The organism is Rhizobacter sp. OV335, from assembly GCF_900142965.1.
Lineage (GTDB): Bacteria > Pseudomonadota > Gammaproteobacteria > Burkholderiales > Burkholderiaceae_C > Rhizobacter.
Window position 1 is genome coordinate 100,052 of the sequence record NZ_FRCQ01000014.1, and the last position, 18,529, is coordinate 118,580.

General features: G+C 69.5%; 21 protein-coding genes. 16 read left to right on the top strand and 5 right to left on the bottom strand.

Annotation, left to right across the window (positions count from 1 at the left end):
- Positions 1-19 precede the first annotated feature (19 nt).
- The 3 genes from BUE42_RS16265 to BUE42_RS16275 all read right to left on the bottom strand — a co-directional run bounded on the left by BUE42_RS16265 (position 20) and on the right by BUE42_RS16275 (position 3,851).
- A complete protein-coding gene (locus tag BUE42_RS16265; protein ID WP_073466153.1) occupies positions 20-1,978 on the bottom strand; it encodes a phage tail sheath C-terminal domain-containing protein in 1,959 nt (652 codons plus the stop codon).
- Between the two features lie 8 nt (positions 1,979-1,986).
- On the bottom strand, positions 1,987-2,271 hold the full coding sequence (locus BUE42_RS16270) for a hypothetical protein (protein WP_073466154.1): 285 nt from the start codon (positions 2,269-2,271) through the stop codon (positions 1,987-1,989).
- A 209-nt stretch (positions 2,272-2,480) separates the two neighbouring features.
- Positions 2,481-3,851, bottom strand: a complete 1,371-nt coding sequence (locus tag BUE42_RS16275; RefSeq protein WP_235002392.1) for a sigma-54 interaction domain-containing protein — start codon at positions 3,849-3,851, stop codon at positions 2,481-2,483.
- 302 nt (positions 3,852-4,153) lie between these two features.
- Between BUE42_RS16275 and BUE42_RS16280 the strand changes: the two genes are divergently transcribed.
- From BUE42_RS16280 to BUE42_RS16350, 15 genes are all read left to right on the top strand, one after another.
- The gene (locus BUE42_RS16280; RefSeq protein WP_073466155.1) at positions 4,154-4,828 is read left to right on the top strand and encodes a response regulator transcription factor; all 675 of its coding nucleotides are present in this window, start codon (positions 4,154-4,156) and stop codon (positions 4,826-4,828) included.
- Positions 4,825-6,261 carry a sensor histidine kinase gene (locus BUE42_RS16285; RefSeq protein WP_083614194.1) on the top strand — a complete coding sequence of 479 codons (1,437 nt, stop codon included), beginning with the start codon at positions 4,825-4,827 and terminating at the stop codon, positions 6,259-6,261. Before BUE42_RS16280 ends, BUE42_RS16285 begins: the two co-directional genes overlap by 4 nt.
- A 65-nt stretch (positions 6,262-6,326) precedes the next feature.
- Entirely contained in the window at positions 6,327-6,752 is a 426-nt protein-coding gene (locus tag BUE42_RS16290; protein WP_073466156.1) for a tripartite tricarboxylate transporter TctB family protein, read from the top strand.
- 10 nt (positions 6,753-6,762) lie between these two features.
- Complete coding sequence (locus tag BUE42_RS16295; protein ID WP_073466157.1) at positions 6,763-8,259, top strand: tripartite tricarboxylate transporter permease; 1,497 nt, start codon at positions 6,763-6,765, stop codon at positions 8,257-8,259.
- Between the two features lie 171 nt (positions 8,260-8,430).
- The gene (locus tag BUE42_RS16300) at positions 8,431-8,949 is read left to right on the top strand and encodes a DUF6484 domain-containing protein (protein ID WP_083614195.1); all 519 of its coding nucleotides are present in this window, start codon (positions 8,431-8,433) and stop codon (positions 8,947-8,949) included.
- 14 nt (positions 8,950-8,963) lie between these two features.
- Positions 8,964-10,277: a TIGR02270 family protein gene (locus tag BUE42_RS16305; RefSeq protein ID WP_073466158.1), complete on the top strand. Its 1,314-nt coding sequence runs from the start codon at positions 8,964-8,966 to the stop codon at positions 10,275-10,277.
- The gene (locus BUE42_RS16310) at positions 10,274-11,389 is read left to right on the top strand and encodes a DUF2169 family type VI secretion system accessory protein (RefSeq protein ID WP_073466159.1); all 1,116 of its coding nucleotides are present in this window, start codon (positions 10,274-10,276) and stop codon (positions 11,387-11,389) included. The genes BUE42_RS16305 and BUE42_RS16310 overlap by 4 nt, the downstream gene beginning before the upstream one ends.
- Positions 11,386-12,426 carry a hypothetical protein gene (locus BUE42_RS16315; RefSeq protein WP_073466160.1) on the top strand — a complete coding sequence of 347 codons (1,041 nt, stop codon included), beginning with the start codon at positions 11,386-11,388 and terminating at the stop codon, positions 12,424-12,426. The genes BUE42_RS16310 and BUE42_RS16315 overlap by 4 nt, the downstream gene beginning before the upstream one ends.
- Entirely contained in the window at positions 12,423-12,812 is a 390-nt protein-coding gene (locus BUE42_RS16320) for a PAAR-like domain-containing protein (RefSeq protein ID WP_073466161.1), read from the top strand. The genes BUE42_RS16315 and BUE42_RS16320 overlap by 4 nt, the downstream gene beginning before the upstream one ends.
- Before the next feature lie 9 nt (positions 12,813-12,821).
- The gene (locus BUE42_RS16325; RefSeq protein WP_143171536.1) at positions 12,822-13,616 is read left to right on the top strand and encodes a hypothetical protein; all 795 of its coding nucleotides are present in this window, start codon (positions 12,822-12,824) and stop codon (positions 13,614-13,616) included.
- 13 nt (positions 13,617-13,629) lie between these two features.
- Positions 13,630-14,337 (top strand): hypothetical protein, encoded by a 708-nt coding sequence (locus tag BUE42_RS16330; RefSeq protein ID WP_073466163.1) that lies wholly within the window; start codon positions 13,630-13,632, stop codon positions 14,335-14,337.
- 1 nt (position 14,338) lies between these two features.
- On the top strand, positions 14,339-15,106 hold the full coding sequence (locus BUE42_RS16335; RefSeq protein ID WP_073466164.1) for a hypothetical protein: 768 nt from the start codon (positions 14,339-14,341) through the stop codon (positions 15,104-15,106).
- 8 nt (positions 15,107-15,114) lie between these two features.
- On the top strand, positions 15,115-15,675 hold the full coding sequence (locus BUE42_RS16340; protein ID WP_143171537.1) for a hypothetical protein: 561 nt from the start codon (positions 15,115-15,117) through the stop codon (positions 15,673-15,675).
- Positions 15,676-15,765: 90 nt separating this feature from the next.
- On the top strand, positions 15,766-16,029 hold the full coding sequence (locus BUE42_RS16345; RefSeq protein ID WP_073466166.1) for an AbrB/MazE/SpoVT family DNA-binding domain-containing protein: 264 nt from the start codon (positions 15,766-15,768) through the stop codon (positions 16,027-16,029).
- Positions 16,029-16,391, top strand: a complete 363-nt coding sequence (locus BUE42_RS16350) for a type II toxin-antitoxin system PemK/MazF family toxin (protein WP_073466167.1) — start codon at positions 16,029-16,031, stop codon at positions 16,389-16,391. Before BUE42_RS16345 ends, BUE42_RS16350 begins: the two co-directional genes overlap by 1 nt.
- A gap of 47 nt (positions 16,392-16,438) precedes the next feature.
- On the opposite strand, the gene BUE42_RS16355 is transcribed toward BUE42_RS16350, so the two are convergent.
- Entirely contained in the window at positions 16,439-16,825 is a 387-nt protein-coding gene (locus BUE42_RS16355) for a DUF3597 domain-containing protein (protein ID WP_073466217.1), read from the bottom strand.
- Positions 16,826-16,897: 72 nt separating this feature from the next.
- Positions 16,898-17,026 carry a hypothetical protein gene (locus BUE42_RS34100; RefSeq protein WP_255376868.1) on the bottom strand — a complete coding sequence of 43 codons (129 nt, stop codon included), beginning with the start codon at positions 17,024-17,026 and terminating at the stop codon, positions 16,898-16,900.
- A 353-nt stretch (positions 17,027-17,379) separates the two neighbouring features.
- Between BUE42_RS34100 and BUE42_RS16365 the strand changes: the two genes are divergently transcribed.
- Positions 17,380-18,519 (top strand): Ig-like domain-containing protein, encoded by a 1,140-nt coding sequence (locus tag BUE42_RS16365; RefSeq protein WP_073466168.1) that lies wholly within the window; start codon positions 17,380-17,382, stop codon positions 18,517-18,519.
- The last annotated feature ends 10 nt before the right edge of the window (positions 18,520-18,529 follow it).

Here is an 18,529-nt window from a genome sequence, read left to right on the forward strand (position 1 = left end):
CTGGTTCTCCGCGCAGGGTTTAGAGATCGCCAGCGATCTGCTGGATGCTGATGACGACGAACTCGGCGGGCTTCAGGGGCGCGAAGCCGACCTGGATGTTCACGATGCCCTTGTTGCGATCGTCCTGGGTGGTGGTCTCGGCGTCGCACTTGACGAAGTACGCTTCCTTCGGCGTGGCGCCCTGGAAGGCGCCCTGGCGGAACAGCGAGTTCATGTAGGCGCCGACGTTGAGCCGGACTTTGGCCCACAGCGGCTCGTCGTTCGGCTCGAACACCACCCACTTGCTGCCGCGGAAGAGCGACTCCTCGAGCATCAGCGCGAGCCGGCGGATCGGCACGTATTTCCATTCCGACGCCAGCTGGTCCGCGCCGACCAGCGTGCGCGCGCCCCAGGCCACGCCACCGTAGACCGGGAAGGTGCGCAGGCAGTTGATGGCCAGTGGATTGAGCACGCCGTTCTCGGCATCGGTGAGGCGGATGTCGAGCTGCACCACGCCGTTGAGCACCGCCTCGACGCCGGCCGGCGCCTTCCAGACACCGCGCTGGTTGTCGGTGCGCGCGAAGATGCCGGCCATCGTGCCGCTGGCGGCCACCGAGCGCAGCCGGAAGTCGTTCACCGGGTCGGGAATCTGCGTGCGCGGGAAGTAGATGGCGGCATTGCGGTGGCGCAGCGTCGCGTGGTCGTCGAGCCAGTCCTTGGCCTCGGCCACCTCGTCGATGTCTTCCGGCACGTCGATCAGCAGGAACGCGCGCTTGCGTTCGCAGAACGCGAGCGCCGGGCTGTAGATCGCGTCGATCTGCGCCGGGGTGGCGGCGATGTCCTTGGCGACCGCGCGCGGGATGCACAGGATGTTGAACAGGTCCACGCGGTCCAGGGCGTACAGGCCGGTGAACAGCGCCGGATTGCCGACGATCTGCAGCGCCCCGGGCAGGCCGCCGTCCGCACCGACCGTCGAGGCTGTCTGCGCCCCGGCGCTGGTGGCCAGGCCGAGGGCGTACTGCTGGATGCTGGCATTGGCGGCGGCCACCAGCTTCAGCACGGTCGCCGCGGTGTCGCCGCCGCCGTTCGCGAAGCTGAGAACGGCGCTGGGGTCGTAGTCCTTGCCGTTGCGGCCGGCAACGATGCGCAGGCGGTTGCCGACGATCTCGACGCTGGCGCCCGAGAGCGCGTCCTGCGCCGGGGCGGCCTTCTGCACCGCATCCTCCAGCAGCGGCCGCAGCTGCTTGAGGGTGGTGACGCTGCCGGCGACCCAGGTGTCCAGCGTCGCGGTCGACACTGTGGCGCCGGCGGCCGTGGTGACGGTGATGTCGATCTTGTCGGCACTGAGGCCGTTGTAGTCGGTCGTGATCAGCGTGTCGAGCGCACCGCTGACGGTTCCGGTGGCGGCGGGCCGCACGTCGCTCGAGACCAGGTGGGTCAGCCGCACCAGGTGGGAATTGGCATTCACCACGCTCACCGCATAGCGCGGCTTGGTGCTGTCGAGCGTGACGTTGAGGTAGCGCTCGACGCCCAGCGGCTTGGCACGCGGGCCCGGGCCGTCGTAGCGCGCCACCACCAGGTTGAAGAGCTTTCCGGCCGGGTCGTCGACGTTGTGGTCGATGTCGATGCGCAGCGTGTTGCCCCACAGGCCGGGACTGGCCGCATCGGCGCGCAGCAGCTGGGTGCTGCCGCCGGCGGCGTCGACCCGCAGGATGACCGCGCCGGTGCCGGTGCCGGTGCCGGCGACACGGATCACGTAGGCCGAGCTGCCGCCGTTCAGGAAGTACTGCGCGAGCGCATAGCTTGCGTCGCTGCGGTCGTCCAGCCCGCCGAAGATGCGCTGGAAATCGGCCATGCCGAAGATCTCGGTCGCCTCGTCGAGCGGCCCCTCGCGGAAAAAGTCGATGAAGGCGGTGATGGAGGTGCCCACGCTGGTGATCGTGTGCACCCCGCTCGACACTTCCTGGATGTAGACGCCTGGATAAGTCACTTGCACCATGGGGCCTCCTAGGGGGTACGCGGTCCGGCAATGAATCGGTCAAGCTGCGCGTCGACGCTCGCGTTCAGCGCGGAGCGCCGATAGCGCACCCGGCCATCGGCCGCCGGCACCGCCTCGACGGCGCCGGCATCGACCAGCCGCTGCAGCGCCTGCTGCAACTCGGTGTCGGTGAAGTCGTCGAAGGTGAGCCACCATTGCGTGATGCCTTCCAGCGTGTCGGACGCGAGCGGGTTCAGGCGCAGGTACCGCGACAAGGCTCGAACAATCTCCTCGACCGGATCGTTGGCGTTCATGGCGGCTGCGGCCTGTTGAGGCTCTTCATCGCAAGAGCGGTGCCATGCTTTTCAACGGACGTTTGCGGGGAGAAACGCCGTGGTCGGGACCTGCAGCGTGGATGAATTTGTCCACGCGCCAAGCCGCGCGATCGGGTCGTTGGTGCCTTCCCTGCCGTGGGGGATCGCGTGGACAAATTTGTCCGCGCAGATGCGCGCGAATGTCCTGCTCAGGCCCTGAATCGCTCGGTGCAGATCTCGTGCTTGCGGATCAGCTCGAAGAACGCGCGCCGGTTCTTCTTGGCCATCTCGGCGGCCTGCGTGATGTTGCCGCCGCTCGCGGCCAGCAGGCGCTCGATGTAGCAGCGCTCGAAGGCGTCGACCATGCGCGACTTGGCGGCGCGGAACGATTCGTCGGCGTCCAGCGGCGCGCCAGGCGCCGGCAGCTCCAGGTCGTCTTCCTGGATGGTCGCGTGGTCGGCCAGCAGCACCGCGCGCTCGATCACATGCTTCAGCTCGCGCACGTTACCCGGCCAGTGGTGGGCCAGCAGGCGCCGCATCGCCTGCGGCGACAGGCCGAGCGTGGGCCGGCGGTTCTGCGCGGCGCACTGCTGGATGAAGCGCAGCGCGAGCGTCACGATGTCTTCGGCGCGCTCGCGCAGCGGCGGCAGCGTGACGCTGAGCACGTGCAGCCGGAAGTAGAGGTCGCGCCGGAACAGCCCGCGCTCCACCAGGCCGGGAAGGTCCTGGTTGCTGGCCGCGATCACGCGCACGTCGGCGTTCTGCACCGTGTCGCCGCCGACCGGGCGGAACTCCATCTCCTGCAGGAAGCGCAGCAGCTTCGACTGGGCCGGTGCCGGCAGCGAATCGACCTCGTCGAGGAACAGCGTGCCGCCCTGCGCCTCTCGCACGAGCCCGGCGCGCGCCGTGTGCGCATGCGTGAAGGCGCCGCGCACGTGGCCGAACAGCTCGCTCTCGAGCAGCTCGGCCGGGATCGCGCCGCAGTTCACCGCCACCAGCGGCCGGGTCGCGCGCGCCGAGCTGTAGTGGATCGCGCGGGCATAGATCTCCTTGCCGCTGCCGGTCTCGCCGAGGATCAGCACGCCGGCGTCGCATCCGGCGATGCCCGGCAGCAGCGCGAGCTGCTTGACGAAGGCCGGGCTGCTGCCGACCAGCTCGCGCAGCGCGGGGGATGCCAGCAGGTGCGGCGGCATCGGCTGCGGCGACAACGGTTGAGCAGGCAGCAGGCCGGCCGCGCGCTGCAGCCGCACCAGCATCGCGGCGTCGTCGCCGGGCAGGCTGGTGAAGTCGAACGCGCCGCTGGTCATCAGGTCGAGCAGCTGCGATTGCGACAGGTCGATGACCGCCGGCACCACGCTCGCATGCGGATGGCCGTGCCGCCACAGCGCGATGTCGCCGGCCATGCGGGCGACGTTGCCCGCATCGACGATCGGCACCAGCAGGTCGCAGTCGGCATCGCACAGCGACAACGCGTGGCGGCCGACGCTGAACAGGTCGGCTGCCGCGATGACGCCGCTCAGCGACTGCGCGAGCGCGTCATGCGCGTGGCAGGCGGCGACGGTGCAACGCGGTGCAGTCATGGGGGCATTGCCGCCGCAGCGGCACGCCATCGATCGCAAAGACCAGGACAGTCATGTGTCCTCCCTGAAGTCTTGTGGTGGTCGGAAGCGGATTCTTCGGAAGATCTTCGCGCACGGACATCCCTAGCTCAAGCCGTCAGGGCGGCTTGTCCTTCATGTTGGGGATGGATGGGGCCGATCCGGACATACTGTCGGCCTGGGCTTCTCAACCTACAGGAGACACGACATGGTCAGCGAAGTGCCTGCTGGGAAGACCCGATGACGCCGCACGATCGCAATCCTCTCGCCGAGGCCCCGCCCCCATGCTGATCCTGCTGGTCGAGGACGACCAGCCTCTCGCCGCGTCGATCGCGGGCGCGCTCGGCGCGCAAGGCTGGCGGGTCGACATCAGCCCGCTCGGCGAGCCGGTGCCGGCCTCGCTGATGCGCGACGACTACGACGCGCTGATCCTCGACATCGGCCTGCCCGGCATCGACGGGCTGGAGACGCTGCGGCGCGTGCGCGCACAAGGCTCGCGGCTGCCGGTGCTGATGCTGACGGCGCGCGACACCGTCGAGCAGCGCGTGCACGGGCTCGAGGTCGGCGCCGACGACTACCTCGTCAAGCCGTTCGCGCCAGTCGAGCTGGTCGCGCGGCTGCGCGCCCTTACCCGCCGCCACGAGAACCGCGTGGCCGAGGTGCTGTCGGTGGCCCGGTTGCGCTTCGATCCGAAGGCGCTGCGCGCCTGGGTCGGCGACGAGCCGGTGAAGCTCTCGCGCCGCGAGTGCGACATCCTGCAGTACCTGATGCTGAAGGCCGGGCGCGTGGTGCAGCGCGAGCAGCTCGTCACGCTGGTGCCGGGCTGGAGCGGCGCCACCTCCGACAACGCACTCGACCTGCTGGTGTCGCGCTTGCGCACGAAGATCGAACCAGCAGGCGTGCGCCTGCGCACCGTGCGCGGCCTCGGCTACCTGCTCGACGCGGGGGACGACGCGTGACGCTGCCGGTGACGACAACGCCGCCCGCGAGCAGCCTGCGCCGCACGCTGCTGCGCTGGCTGATCCTGCCGCTGGTCGCGCTGGTGCCCTTGTCGGCCGCGGTGGTCTATGCGCTCGCGGTGCGCCCGGCGCTCGACGGGCTGGACCGCGCGCTGACCGACACCGCGGTCGCACTGACCGGCATCCTCGAAGTGCACGGCGGCCAGGCGACGCTGCCGCTCAGTGCGCAGACGCTGCGCGCGCTGCGAGCCGACCTGGTCGACGAGGTGGCCTTCGTGGTCGGCGACGCGCAAGGCCGGCCGCTCGGTGGTGACGCCGCGCTGCTCGCGCTGTCCCCGGTGCTGCAGGCCGGGCAATGGCGCTTCTTCAATGCCACGCTGCGCGGCCGGCACATGCGCGCGGCCGCCTTCGGGGCGCGCTGCGGCGAGCCGGTGCAGGTCTGCACGATCCTGGTCGCCGAATCGCTCGGCAAGCGCGAGGATGCCGAACGCGCGGTGGCCTGGGCCGCGCTGGCCGCGGCCGTGCTGCTGGCGCTGTCGCTGGGGCTGCTGTCGGTGGTGGCGGTGCAGCGCGGGCTGCGCCCGCTGCAGCGCGCATCGGTCGAGATCGGAGCGCGCTCGCTGCAGCGGCTCGACCCGATCGAGCCGGACACCGTGCCGCGCGAGGTCGCGCCCTTTGTGGCGGCGCTGAACGACCTGTTCGCGCGGCTTCGCCTGGCCGCCTCGGCGCAGCGTGCATTCGTCGAAGACGCCGCGCACCAGCTGCGCACGCCGCTGTCGACGCTGCGCGTGGAATCGACGCAGGCGCTGGCGCAGGCCTGCCCGCCCGAACTGCAGCCGACGCTGCTGCGGCTGCACGCGGCCGCCGAGCGCGGCGCGCACCTGGTGCAGCAGTTGCTGACGCTGGCGCGTGCCGACGGCGCGGCACTCGGCGCCGGCACGCCGCTCGCGCGCATCGACCTGGCCGCGCTGGCCGCGCAGTCGGCCGACGACTGGCTGCGGCCCGCGCTCGCTGCCGGGCAGGACCTCGGCTTCGATCTCGAACCCGCGCTCGTTGACGGCGATGCACTGCTGCTGCGCGAGCTGCTCGGCAACCTGATCCACAACGCGATCGAGCATGCGGGTGCCGGATCGCGCATCACCGTGCGCACGCGCGGCGAGCCCGAACGTTCGCTGCTGGAGGTGATCGACGACGGCCGCGGCCTGCCCGCCGACGAACTGCCGCAGGTCTGGGACCGGTTCCGCCGCGGCGCCGGTGCCGGCGGCCTGGGCACCGGCCTCGGCTTGGCCATCGTGCGCGACATCGCGCGCCTGCATGGCGGCGATGCCGTGCTGCGGCCCGGCGCCGAAGGCCGCGGCCTGGTCGCCAGCGTGACGCTGCCGCGCAGCGTTGCACCCGCGGCCTCCGCTGAACCTGTCGCCAACCTGTCGTAGGTAAAAACCGATGGCGCCTGCGGAGGGCGCACTGCCTAGAGTGGGCCTCCTCTGACGGAGCCACCATGATCGACAGAAACCTTGCCCGGGGACTCTTCCTGGCCGCCATCGCGCTGGCCTTCGGACTCGGCGCGCTGCGCTACCCGATCGGCGATTTCGCCCGCGCCGGCGCCGGGCTGTTCCCGCTGATGGTGAGCGTGCTGCTGCTGCTGATCGCGCTGGCGACGCTGGTGCGGTCGCGCGTCGTCACCGGCCCGCGCTTCGAGTTCAACCCGGTCAACATCGCGCTGCTGCTGTCCGCCCTGTGCGCGTTCGCGCTGGTCTCGCGGGTGCTGAACATGACGGCCGGCATCGTCGCGATGGTGTTCATCTCGGGCTTCGCCGGCACGGCCAAGTACTCGATCGTGCGCAACCTGAAGGTGTCGGTCGGCTTGTTCCTGGTGGCGCTGGTCTTCCAGAAACTGCTCGGCCTGAGCCTCAACCTGTACTGAGGCGACGGACATGGATCTCCTGCACAACCTCGCCTTCGGATTCAGCCACGCGCTGACGATGCAGAACCTGCTGTTCTGCGCCATCGGCTGCACGGTGGGCACGCTGGTCGGCCTGCTGCCGGGCCTCGGGCCGCTGGCCACCATCAGCCTGCTGCTGCCGCTGACGTATTCCATTCCCACCAACGGCGCGCTGATCATGCTGGCCGGCATCTACTACGGTGCGCAGTACGGCGACAGCGTCAGTGCGATCACGATGAAGATCCCGCACGCCAGCAGCATCGTGGCCTGCATCGACGGCTACCAGATGACGCTGAAGGGCAAGACCGGCCTGGCGCTGTTCACCGCCGGCGTGTCCAGCTTCATCGGCGGCACGGTGGCGATCGTCGTGCTGACCTTCCTGGCGCCCAGCCTCGGCGAAGTGGCCTTCCTGTTCGGCCCGGCCGACTACTGCGCGCTGATGCTGGTCGGTTTCGTCTGCGTCAGCTTCGTGACCACCGGCAGCCTGCTCAACGGCATGGCGATGTGCCTGATCGGCGTGCTGCTCGGCCAGATCGGCACCGACGTGAACAGCGGCGTGCAGCGCTACACCTGGGACCTGCCGATGCTCGCCGACGGCGTGGGCCTGGTCAGCGTCGCGCTCGGTTGCTTCGGCATCGCCGAGATCACGAAGAACCTCGATTCGCGCGAGGAGCGCTCGCCCTTCAACGGCACCATCAAGCTGATGCCGACCTGGGCCGAGTTCAAGCGCATCATCCCGAGCGCGCTGCGCGGCAGCGTCGTCGGTTCGTTCCTCGGCATCCTGCCGGGCGGCGGGCCGGTGATCGCGCAGTTCGCCGCCTACGCGCTCGACAAGAAGGTCAGCAAGTACCGCCACGAGATCGGCTCCGGCGCGATCGAGGGCGTGGCCGGCCAGGCCGCGGCCGACGAGGCCGCCGCCCGCACCAGCTTCATCCCGCTGATGAGCATCGGCATTCCGGAGAACGCGGTGATGGCGCTGATGATGGCGGCCTTCGTGATCAAGGGCATCCAGCCCGGGCCGAACATGATCGCCGGGCACCCGGACCTGTTCTGGGGGCTGGTGGCCAGCATGTGGGTGGGCAACTGTTTCCTGCTGATCCTGAACGTGCCGCTGGTGCGCTACTGGCTGTCGGTGTTCAAGATCCCGTACAGCGTGCTGTTCCCGTCGATCCTGTTCTTCTGCTGCATCGGCACCTACAGCGTCAACAACAACCTCGACGACATCTTCGTCACCGCGGCGTTCGGCCTGGGCGGCTACCTGTTCTCGCGCCTGGACATGGACGCGGCGCCGCTGATGCTGGGCTTCATCCTCGGGCCGATGCTGGAGGAGAACTTCCGCCGCGCGATGCTGCTGAGCCGCGGCAGTTTCAGCGCGTTCGTCACGCGGCCGATCAGCGCGACGCTGATCGGGCTGATCGCGGTGTTCATCGTGTGGCAGTTCGCGGCGTTCATGATGAAAACGCGCGCGCCGCAGGCGCAGCCGGCGTAGGAGCAGGGGCAGGAACAGGAACAGGAACAGGAGAGAACCCGGGCGTGACTTTGGTCGCTTTACGCCCCGGCTCCGGTGCGCAATCCTGCCGGCGAATCGATGTCCGGCCCCGGTCGCTGTGCCGTTGTCGCGTTGTGGACATTGCCCCTGCTCCCGCACGCAAGGATCCTCATGAGCGCCCGCGACCCAGTGCCCCTGCCGCCGCTGCCATCCGACAGCCTGATCACCGACAGCCTCCTCGATGCGCGCGGCGTCCGCGCGCCTGCCGCGGGCCTCGTGGTCGGGCGGCTGGTCGGTTTCACGAACGAAGGCCGCACGCCGCTGGTGGCCGTCGTCGACGCGTCGGACGGACCCGCCCTGCCCGCGCAGTCGGCCGTCGACCTGCACGGCGCCCACGTGGGCCGCCGGGTCGTGATGGGCCACGAAGGCGGCGACCTGCGCCGCCCGATCGTGCTCGGCGTGCTCGGCGGTGACGAAGGCTGGCCGCTGCGCGAGAGCGTCGGCAACGTCGAGGTCTCGGCCGACGGCGAGCGCATGACCGTGTCGGCTCGCCACCAGCTGGTGTTGCGCTGCGGCGAATCGAGCATCGTGCTGCGCAGCGATGGCCGGGTCGAGATCCGGGGCGAGACCGTCATCACGCAGGCGGTCGGCGCCAACCATGTGCGCGGGGGTTCTGTTCAGCTGAACTGAATGAGCGCGACGGAATGAGCGTGAATACCGCCGCCCTTCTTCAGCCCATCGGCTTCGCGCCGTCAGAGATCACTCGCCTGGTGAACCGCCCGGTGGTGGAAGAGCACGTCGGCCAGGCCGCCGCGCTGTGGATGCTGCGCGAGCGGGCCCTTGCCGCACCGCACTACAAGCTGCTCCACCTGGCCCGCCTCGACGAGCGCGTGACCGCCCATCTCGAGGGCGTGCACACCGCCGGCGACACCGGCTGGCAGCTGGCCTGCCGCGCGCTCGAGAGCGGCGACGCCGGCGCCTGTTTCGTCGTCGCCTGGCTGGCCTTCCGCGAGCAACAGCCGCAGCGCATGCGCCTGGCGCTGCAATGCGGCCTGGCCACGCCCGCCTTCACGCAGGCGCTGGTCGCCGCGCTCGCCTGGATCGAGCCGGAGCGCCTGCGCGACACGCTCGAACGCCTGGCGCGATCCACGCTGCCGGTGCACCGGCGGCTGCAGCTCGCGGCGGCCGGCGCGCACCGGCTCGACAGCGGCACCCTCATCCCGCAGGCGCTGGGCGCGACCGACGCGTCGCTGCGCTCGCGCGCGCTGCGTGCCGTCGGCGAATGCAAGCGCCGCGACCTGTCGGCCGCCGCGCAAGCCGGCCTGGCGGATGGCGATGCCGGCTGCCGCTTCTGGGCCGCCTGGTCGCTGGTCGTCCTCGGTGAACCGGGCGCCCCGACGCGCCTGTTCGAATCCGGCGCGAGCCTGCCCGGCCGCACCCGGCTCGCGATCGAGCACGCCGTGCGGGCCGATGACATGCAGGCCGGGCGCGAACGGGTGCGGGCATTCGCCGCCGACCCCGCGAGCCGGCGCGAAGGCATCGTCGCGGCCGCCGCGCTCGGCGATCCGGCGGCAGTGCCGTGGCTGCTGCAGGCGATGGCCGATGCGCGGTTCGCGCGCGTTGCCGGCGAAGCGTTCACGATGATCACCGGCGCCGACCTGGACGAACTCGGCCTCAAGCGCGATGCGCCGGCAGCACCGGCCGAAGCCGCCGATCCCGCTGAACCTGTCGATCCCGACCACCCCGATGACGACGAGCTGCCATGGCCCGACGTCGACGGCCTGGCCGCCTGGTGGCACGGCCACCGCTCGGCCTTCGAACCCGGGCAACGCTACCTCGCCGGTCAACCGGTGGCGGTGCAGCCCCTGCTGACGGTGCTCGCCAACGGCTACCAGCGGCAGCGCGCCGCGGCGGCCTTCGAGCTGGCACGCCTGGTGCCGGGCGCGTCGCTGTTTGCCGTCGCGGCACGGGCCGATTGGCAACAGCGCAAGCTCGAGCGACACCGGCGGGCCGCATGAGATTCACCAACGACAGCCACCTGCCGGCGAAGTGGACCAGCGGCTACGACCGCGACGCCCGCGAGCTGCTGATCGTGGTCGTCAAGGCCACCTACGAGCTGCCGGCCTCCGGCGACGAGCCGCGGCTCGCGCGGCAGCAAGTGCCGCTGGTCGAGGCGGACGAGTTCACCGGCGAGCCCGGCCTCAGCGCGCCGCGCTACGAGACCGACTTCGCGCACCGCAAACCCGCCTGCGACGTGCTGATCAACGGGCAGGCTCATGCGCCGCCGGGCCGGCGCGTCTCGCAGCTGGCGGTGGGGCTGCAGGTCGGATCGCTGGTCAAGCAGTTCAACGTCGTCGGCGATCGCCGCTGGCACAAGCGGATCCTCGGCGTCGTCACCGCGACCTCGCCCGAGCCGTTCGAGACCATGCCGGTCGGCTACGACCACGCGTGGGGCGGCACCGATCGCACCGAAGAAGCGTCCGGCGGCGAGGTGGCCAGCGTGCTGGCGAACCCGGTCGGACGCGGCTTCATGAAGCACACCCGCGAGATCGACGGCCTGCCGCTGCCCAACACCGAAGAGATCGGCCGCAGCGTGACCGACCACCACGGCGACTACCTGCCGATGGCCTTCTCGCCGGTCGGGCGCAACTGGTTCCCGCGCCACCGGTGGGCCGGCACTTACGACGACGCGTGGATCGAGGAGCAGGCGCCGTTCTGGCCGGACGATTTCGACGACCGCTACTTCCATGCCGCGCCCGCCGACCAGGTGATTCCCCACCCGGTGGGTGGCGAGCAGGTGGTGCTGCGCAACCTGACGCCCGACGGGCTGCGGGCGTTCCGGCTGCCGGTGCACCCGATGCCGGTGCTGTTCGCGCCGTACCGCGGCCGCGACCTGCGCCGCGATGCGCAGATCGACACCATCGTCATCGAGCCGGAGCTGAACCGCTTCTGCCTGACGTGGCGCGTCACGCTGCCGCTCGGCAAGAGCGTGTTCGACGTCAAGGAAGTGATCGTCGGCGAGAAGTCCGACGACTGGCACCGGGCCCGGCGCTTTCCCGGCAAGACCTACCACCGCAGCCTGGCCGATGCGGTGGCGGCGCGCCGCTCGGCACGAAGGGAGCGCCCATGATGGTGCTCGCGAGCGGCATGGTCACCGCGCTGGGCTACAACGCGCCGTCGACGCTCGCCGCGCTGCGCGCCGGCGTCAGCGCGGTGCAGGCGACGCGCTGGGTCGACACCCAGGACGGCCAGCCGATCCGCGGCGCGCGCGTGTCGCTGCCGCACTGGTGGGAAGGCACCGGCAAGCTGGCCGAGCTGGTGGCGCCGGCCATCCATGAATGCCTCCAGGCCCTGCCCGCGGACGCCCATGCGCGCGTGCCGCTGTTGCTCGGCGTGTCGAGCGCCGCCCGCCCGGGGCGGCCGGCCGATCTCGACGCCCGGCTGCTGGGGGAGGTCCATCTCCGGCTCGAGCGGGCGCCGCATCCGGTCTCGCGCCTGTTCGCCGGCGACCAGATCGGCTGCATGCAGGCGCTGCTGCTGGCGGAGCAACTGCTGGCGACCGGCCAGGCCGATCACGTCGTCGTGGCCGGTGTCGACAGTTTCCTGAGCGCGGGGACGCTCGAAGCCTACGAGCAACGTCGGCGGCTGCTGACCGCAGCCAACTTCAACGGTTTCCTGCCGGGCGAGGCCGGCTGCGCCGTGCTGCTCGCGCGGCGCGGCGCGGCGGCGCCCGATGCCTTGCACATCGCCGGCTGGGGGCTGGCGCGCGAAGCCGCGACGATCGAGGACACGCAGCCGCTGCGGGCGCGCGGGCTCACCGCGGCGATCAAGCAGGCGCTGGGCGTGGCCGGCGTCGGCATGGGCGATGTCGCCTGGCGCATTACCGACCTGTCCGGCGAGCACTACAAGTTCAAGGAAGCCCTGCTGGCCGCGATGCGGCTGGACCGCAGCACGCGCGACGGCGCGCTGCCGCTGTGGCATCCGATCGAGTTCCTCGGCGAGATCGGCGCCGCGGTGCTGCCCTGTCTGCTGGCGTGGACACGGCATGCGCACCTGGCGGGCTATGCGCCCGGCCTGCGCGCGCTGTGCCACATCGGCAGCGACGACGGCGGCCGCGCCGCGCTGGTCCTTCAAGCTGCGCCGCCTGCCGGCGCGCCATCGACATGAGTGCCAACGTGTTCGCCAACGGCCGCGAGGTATCGGCCACCAAGGACGACAACCAGGTCCTCGCGGCCATGCCCGACGTGTGCCTGTCCCCGCCGGGGCCGCCGGCCGGTCCGCTGCCGCTGCCCTACCCGGTCTTCTCGAAGGCGTCGGACACCGGCGACGGCACCCGCTCGGTGAAGATCGGCGGCGACCAGGCCGGCATCAAGAGCGACTCCAACTACAAGCAATGCAAGGGCGACGAGGCGGCCACTCGGTCGTTCGGCATGAACGTCGGCTCGCACTGCATCCAGGGCAAGACCATCGCGCAAGCCTGGTCCTTCGACGTCAAGTTCGAGGGCAAGAACGCGATCCGGCTGCTCGACCTGACCACCAGCAACAATGGATGAGACCACCGCATGACGCCGAGCGTTGCCCCCCCCCAGATGATCACCGGCGGCGTGGCACCGCCCGGGTTCGAGAACGAGTGCGGGAAGCTCGAGATCCGCAATGAGGGCGAACGCAAGCGCACGATCGACATCATCGAGAAGCGCAAGAGGCGCCAGAGCGGGTACCTGAGCGAGGAGCTGCAGAAGACGCTCGACAAGGCCAAGGGAACCGGCATGACCTTCTCGTCGGCGCTCAGCAGCATCCCCGGGGCCGGCGGCACCTTCTGCGCGAGCAGCAGCGGCCCGGCGCAGGAATGCAATCCGAGCGGGCTGACGCCGGGCGGCACCAGCGAGCAGAAGGTCGGCTGCAACAAGGAAACCCGCGAGAGCGACGACTCGAAGCACGACGCGGCCAAGGAGAAAGCGGGGGTGCTGTGCGACAAGAGCCATGTCCACCCCGGCGGCGGCAAGGGCGGGCATGCCGAGCCGAAGATCTTCAACGACCTGACCAACAAGGCCGGCGCCGCGGCGATGCGGGGCGGCACCGTGGTGCTGAACATCGACTGGCGCTTCAAGCAGCCCGATGGGCGCGCCGATCAGTCGGGCATGCCGTGCCCGACCTGCTACGCGATGCTCTGCAAGGCCGCCAAGGAATGCGATATCGTCATCCTGATCTGCGCCGAGGACAAGGAACCGACACCGATCTCGAAGGACGACTGCGCCGACGACGGATCGTACCGGGCACTGTGCACGAAAGTCGACGGCGCCCCAACGCCCGGACGCGCGGCCGCCAAGCGCGCGGCCGAACTTGCCAAGAACATGTGACCTGCGCTCCACCATGACCTTCCCCACCTACCTGCAGTCGCTCGACCTCGCGGCATGGCCTCTCGATTTCAGCTGGGAGCCCATCGATGCCAACCTGATCTGGACCTCCAACGACGAGGACGACCCGCGGCTCGCGCAAGCCATGCAGAGAATCAAGCCGACGCCGCTCTATGCGCTGGGCATTGCCAGCTGCGAATGGGTCGCGGCGCGCTTCGAGTCGCACACCGACGTGAGCGACCTGCGGCTGCGCATCGAGGCGGCCTGGGCGGCCGTCATCGACTGGCGCTATGCCCGCATCACCGACGTGGCACCGCTGCCGGAAGACGTGCCGCGCCTGACCGTGCGTCCGGCCTGGTTCTGCTCCCATGTGATGTCGCATGCCTTCCTGATGTTCACCGGCCAGGAAGCACTGAACGATGCCCACGCCCTCGTGCGGCTGTGCGACCACGTGCTCGGCCGCCACCCGGCGTTTGAGCCCTGGCTGTCGCAGACCCTGCGCCGGCTGGCGACGCAGTTCCCGCAGAACGATGACGGCAGCGCGGGCCGCCCGATCCCGCGTTCTTTCTTCGATCCGGCCTTCGTCTGGGACGATGCGCGCGTCGAGGACGAACTCAAGCGCACCATCGAAGCGCTCGACCCCTCGCGCAACCCCTACCTGCGCGCGCCCGCAGGCATGCTCGACAAGGGCTTCACCGGCACGCCCTACCGCTACCCGGCCTGACATGCTGCCCCGCCCCGACTGGATCGCGCTGAGCGCGGACGAGCGGCGTCGCCTGCGCTACATCTGGGACGACACCCGGGCCTCGCAGGACGTCACCGGCAACGTCGGCTGGGTGCTCGAGGCCGCGGTGCGCCTGTCGGTGCGAGCGCAGCTGACGCTGTGCGTCGGGCTGTACGAGAGCATCGTCTGGCGCTTCGAAGGCCTGCACCATCGCGACGAAGCGCTGCAGGTGGCCGAAGCCGCGTGGTGCGCGACGGTCGATCCGCGCTACCTGCGCTTCTACGAGCTGACGCGCACCGACTGGGTCGGTCCGGTCGAAGGGCCCTTGTGGTGCGCGATGGCCTGGCTCGAGCCGGCGGTACGCATCGGCCACCAGTTCCCGGCCGAGCTGTACGACGCGATCGGCTACCTGGGTTGCCTCGCCCAGCACGTGGCGCCGCAGCCCGAGGCCTGGGGAGCCTGGCTGGAGGGCGCCCTGGAGCGGCTGGTGGCGCGGCACCCCCCGCATGAGGATGACCCGTTCGACGATCCGTTCGGCCGCCGCATCGGCACCCGACTCGGCCCGCTGGTCGGCCGCGGCATTTTCGATCCGCATCACGAGCCGTCGGCCCGCGCCGATGCCGCGTTCCTGGCTGGCGTGCTGGCGGATGCGCAGGCGTCGGGCAACCCGTTCCTCGCGAACCCCGGCGACCTGAAGGACGCGGGCTTCGTCGGTACGCCCTACAGGCTCGACCCACCCAACTCATACCCCCAGGCGAAGAACGCCTGACGGACGTGATGCAACGACGACTTCTGCTGATCGCGACCGCAGCCGTCTCACTCCTGCCTGCGATCGCGTCGGCCAGGAAGCCGGTGGCCAAGGTGCTGGGGCAGACGATCTACCGCGACGACACGACAAAGCCGGCTCGCGATCTGGATGGCCAGATCCTCGGGCCGCTGCTGCAGCGGTTCGCCGAGCAGGAGCGCTTGTCGGTCACCGACGCCGAGGTGGCGGAACTCGAAACGGCACTGAAGCTGCCACCGTCTCCCCCCGGCCTGTCGGAGTCCGACAAGGCGATGCTGCGACAGCTGCCGCGCGAGATGGTGCTGCAGTGGAAGATCAGCAAGGCGCTGTACCAGCGCTACGGCGGCGAGGTGATCTTCCAGCAGGCCAACCCGATGGAACCGGTCGGCGCGATGCGGCGCTTTCTGGAGGAGCAGGAGAAAGCCGGCGCCTTCGAGATCTACAACGCCGAGGATCGCAAGCGGTTCTTCGAGTACTTCGTCCGGCCGCAGATCATGGTGGTTCCGAAGGAGAGGGTGAATTACGACGTGCCTTGGTGGCGGAAGGCGAATTGAGAGATCGAACCCCAAGAAGCCCTCATCGCTCAAGCTTGATCACGCGGTCGATCATGTTTATACTTGTATAAACATCCAAAGGAGTTCGTGATGTCGACAGGTGTGAAGGTTGAGCAGACGGTGCAGGAGTGGGGCAATGGTCTCGGCGTGCGCATCACTTCTGCCGTGGCCAAGGCGGCGAAGTTCTCTCGAGGTCTTCCAGTGACGGTTGAAGTCGTTGACGAAGGCATTCTGGTGCGTCCGGCGGCGACGAAACCCAAGCTGACGCTCGCACAGAAGCTCAAGGCCTTCGATCCGGCGGTGCATGGCGGCGAGTCGATGCCCGACGGTCGCGTTGGAGAGGAACGATTCTGATGGTTGCTCGCGCGCTATGGGTTCCCGATCGCGGGGACATGATCTGGATAGGCTTCAGTCCGCAGGTGGGCCACGAGATGCGCGACGAGCATCCGATGGTGGTCTTGTCGACGAAGTCTTTCAACGAACGCACCGGCATCGTGATCGGCTTGCCGATGACGCACGCGCAGTCGAACGAGACCAATCCTTTCGCGCTGAAGTACGTCGGGCCGAAAGGCGAGGCCGGCTACGTGCTGACACATCAACCGAAGTCTTTCGATTGGCGAGCACGAGGCGCCCGGCCTCATCCTTGGAAACAGGTTTCGCCAGCGGTGTTCGCTGAGGCATGTGAAGGCCTCAACTCCATCATCAACATCGGTTGAGTTCTTTCACGAGCACGGCCACTCGATGCGCCGGCGTTCGCTTTACTTCACCCCAACAAACTCGCCGGCACCTTCCCGCCGTTCTCCGCCAGCTTGACCATCACCTGCTTGTGCAGCCAGATGTTCATCGTCGCGGTGTCGTTGGTGTCGCCGGTGTAGCCCAGCTCGCCGGCCAGTTGGCGGCGTTCGGCCAGGCTCGATTCCATGCCGACCAGCTTCATCAGGTCGACGATCGAGGTGCGCCAGTTCAGCTTTTGCGACGAGGCCGCGGCCAGCTTGGTCAGCACCGCCTCCACGTCCACCTCGCTCAGTGCGACGGGTGCCGCTGTCGCCGGCACCGCGGCCGGTGCAGCCTGCGTCGGCGCCTGCGCCACCGCGGGCGCCTCGTCCTTCTTGCCAAAGATCGCGTCCTTGATCTTGCTGAAGATGCTCATCGTGGTCTCCTGGTTCGGTTGATGGCGCTGCGTCGGCAACGAAAGTCCAGTCTAGGCCTTGCAGCCCGCCGGTCAAGACGGAATCAGGCCAGCGTGACCGTAGACGCGGTGCAGCGTGGTGTTGTATTCGAAGGTGTTGAAGCGCCCGCCGATCACGTGGATCAGCCCGCCGTACGCGACGCAACTCACATGGTCGCGCACCGGGCAGCGGCTTCAGCGCCGTCCACCGGTCCGCCTTCGGGTCGTACACCTCGTGCCAGCCGACGCTCGCACGTTCAGCGGCCGGCTCCGACGCACCGCCGATCAGGTGCAGGCGCCCGCGCGCGCACCCTCCGGTGCCGACGCAGGCGGCAGCGGCGTCGGCGCCGCGGTCTGTGCCAGCGCCCGCCCTGATCCCAGCGCAGCCACTGCGTTTACCAGAAAACTGCGACGCGGCATGCAGTCCATGGCCATTCCCCTGAGTTGTCCATGCCGAAGCGTAACGGCCCGTCAGCGTGTCAGACAGGCTGTCGCCAAGGTGACAGAATCGCCGGTCGCAAAACATGCCCCCCACCATGACCCGAACCGTCAGCGTCACCCGCACCTTGCCCGCCTTGCTGCTCACGCTGCTGCTCGTTGCCTGTGGCGGCGGCAGCGACAGCCCGAGCGACGTGACCCAGAAGCCGAACACGCCGGCCACGCCCGACACGCCCGCCTCGGGCCCGGCGCCGACAGACACGCAGGCTCCTGTCGTCTCGGCCTCGGCCACGGTGACCAGCGATGCCGTGACCCTCATCGCGCTCGCTACCGACAACGTCGGCATCGCCTCGATCACCTTCCTGGTCGATGGCAGCTCCATCCAGGTGACGGTGCAGAAATCGCCGAGCGACGGCTCGTACACCTCATCGCTGCCGATCGGCCTGATCACGAGCGGCACGCACAGCTTCGTCGCAGTGGCGGTCGACGCCGCCGGCAACAGCACCACGTCGGCCGAAGCCAGCTTCGTGATCGGCAACCCGAACGGCGGCGCCGACACCGTGCCGCCCACCATCACCGCCGCGGTCGAAGGCAATTTCGGGCTGGTCAAGCTGACCGCGATCGCGAAGGACGAGAAAAAGCTGTTCGGCGTCGACTTCCTGGTCGACGGCAAGCAGACCGGCACCTCGGCCTCGCTGCACTACACCAGCAGCGACCCGGCCGACCAGTACTACCTGCTGTTCGACACCGCGACGCTGTCGCCCGGGCCGCACACGGTCGTCGCGCGGGCACGTGATTTCGGCGACCACACGACGCTGTCGGACGAGATCGTGCTGAACGTCGACCCCAGCGCCGGCCTCGCCGAGACCGAGCCGAACAACGAGCTGGCCGCGGCCAACGTGGTGGCGCCCGGGCAGCTGCAGATCTCCGGCACGCTGAAGACCGAGACGGTCAACACCTTCCTGCACCCCGACAGCGACTACTACAAGCTGGCCGTCCCGGCCGGGCAGACGCTGACGGTGCGCATGCTGACCCCGCAGCACCAGGGCTTCTTCCTGTCCGTCGTCGATGCGAACGGCGACAAGCTGTCCGGCGACGCCGCCTTCCCCAGCTCGGGCGTGGTCAGCGTGACCTACACGAATGGCGCGGCCGCCCGCGACGTGTGGATCCGCTTGTCGAGCATCCCGTACGACTTCAAGACGCGCAACCAGTACACGCTGTCGCTGAGCCTGCAGTGATGCAGGCCCG

What these genes read in the sequence shown, in the direction of transcription:
- BUE42_RS16320 (WP_073466161.1), top strand. Translation starts at nt 12,423, where the DNA reads ATGAGTGCCAACGTGTTCGCCAACGGCCGCGAGGTATCGGCCACCAAG.
- BUE42_RS16295 (WP_073466157.1), top strand. Translation starts at nt 6,763, where the DNA reads ATGGATCTCCTGCACAACCTCGCCTTCGGATTCAGCCACGCGCTGACG.
- BUE42_RS16275 (WP_235002392.1), bottom strand. Translation starts at nt 3,851, where the DNA reads ATGACTGCACCGCGTTGCACCGTCGCCGCCTGCCACGCGCATGACGCG.
- BUE42_RS16280 (WP_073466155.1), top strand. Translation starts at nt 4,154, where the DNA reads ATGCTGATCCTGCTGGTCGAGGACGACCAGCCTCTCGCCGCGTCGATC.
- BUE42_RS16315 (WP_073466160.1), top strand. Translation starts at nt 11,386, where the DNA reads ATGATGGTGCTCGCGAGCGGCATGGTCACCGCGCTGGGCTACAACGCG.
- BUE42_RS16310 (WP_073466159.1), top strand. Translation starts at nt 10,274, where the DNA reads ATGAGATTCACCAACGACAGCCACCTGCCGGCGAAGTGGACCAGCGGC.
- BUE42_RS16330 (WP_073466163.1), top strand. Translation starts at nt 13,630, where the DNA reads ATGACCTTCCCCACCTACCTGCAGTCGCTCGACCTCGCGGCATGGCCT.
- BUE42_RS16270 (WP_073466154.1), bottom strand. Translation starts at nt 2,271, where the DNA reads ATGAACGCCAACGATCCGGTCGAGGAGATTGTTCGAGCCTTGTCGCGG.
- BUE42_RS16335 (WP_073466164.1), top strand. Translation starts at nt 14,339, where the DNA reads ATGCTGCCCCGCCCCGACTGGATCGCGCTGAGCGCGGACGAGCGGCGT.
- BUE42_RS16290 (WP_073466156.1), top strand. Translation starts at nt 6,327, where the DNA reads ATGATCGACAGAAACCTTGCCCGGGGACTCTTCCTGGCCGCCATCGCG.
- BUE42_RS16325 (WP_143171536.1), top strand. Translation starts at nt 12,822, where the DNA reads ATGACGCCGAGCGTTGCCCCCCCCCAGATGATCACCGGCGGCGTGGCA.
- BUE42_RS16365 (WP_073466168.1), top strand. Translation starts at nt 17,380, where the DNA reads ATGACCCGAACCGTCAGCGTCACCCGCACCTTGCCCGCCTTGCTGCTC.
- BUE42_RS16300 (WP_083614195.1), top strand. Translation starts at nt 8,431, where the DNA reads ATGAGCGCCCGCGACCCAGTGCCCCTGCCGCCGCTGCCATCCGACAGC.
- BUE42_RS16355 (WP_073466217.1), bottom strand. Translation starts at nt 16,825, where the DNA reads ATGAGCATCTTCAGCAAGATCAAGGACGCGATCTTTGGCAAGAAGGAC.
- BUE42_RS16350 (WP_073466167.1), top strand. Translation starts at nt 16,029, where the DNA reads ATGGTTGCTCGCGCGCTATGGGTTCCCGATCGCGGGGACATGATCTGG.
- BUE42_RS16265 (WP_073466153.1), bottom strand. Translation starts at nt 1,978, where the DNA reads ATGGTGCAAGTGACTTATCCAGGCGTCTACATCCAGGAAGTGTCGAGC.
- BUE42_RS16305 (WP_073466158.1), top strand. Translation starts at nt 8,964, where the DNA reads ATGAGCGTGAATACCGCCGCCCTTCTTCAGCCCATCGGCTTCGCGCCG.
- BUE42_RS16345 (WP_073466166.1), top strand. Translation starts at nt 15,766, where the DNA reads ATGTCGACAGGTGTGAAGGTTGAGCAGACGGTGCAGGAGTGGGGCAAT.
- BUE42_RS16340 (WP_143171537.1), top strand. Translation starts at nt 15,115, where the DNA reads ATGCAACGACGACTTCTGCTGATCGCGACCGCAGCCGTCTCACTCCTG.